Source organism: Mycobacterium helveticum (genome assembly GCF_007714205.1).
In the GTDB taxonomy this organism is placed as follows: Bacteria; Actinomycetota; Actinomycetes; order Mycobacteriales; family Mycobacteriaceae; genus Mycobacterium; species Mycobacterium helveticum.
In genome coordinates, this window is sequence record NZ_VMQU01000414.1 from 1 (window position 1) to 238 (window position 238).

Consider the following 238-nt stretch of genomic DNA (forward strand, 5'->3'; position numbering starts at 1 on the left):
GCAGACGTACCTCACTGCCGGTCCGAAGGAGGCCCGCGCGTGGACCATCCACCAGGGCTGGACCGCACCGCAGGCCGCCGGGGTGATCCACACCGACTTCCAGAAGGGCTTCATCAAGGCCGAGGTGATCAGCTACGCGGACCTGGTCGAGGCCGGCTCCGTCGCGGCCGTGCGCGCAGCCGGCAAGGCGCGGATCGAGGGCAAGGACTACGTGATGGCCGACGGCGACGTGGTGGAG

General features: G+C 70.2%; 1 protein-coding gene. It reads left to right on the plus strand.

The annotated features are described in order from the left end of the window. A partial coding sequence (locus FPZ47_RS28145; RefSeq protein WP_145039867.1) for a DUF933 domain-containing protein occupies positions 1–238 on the plus strand: 238 nt, incomplete at both ends.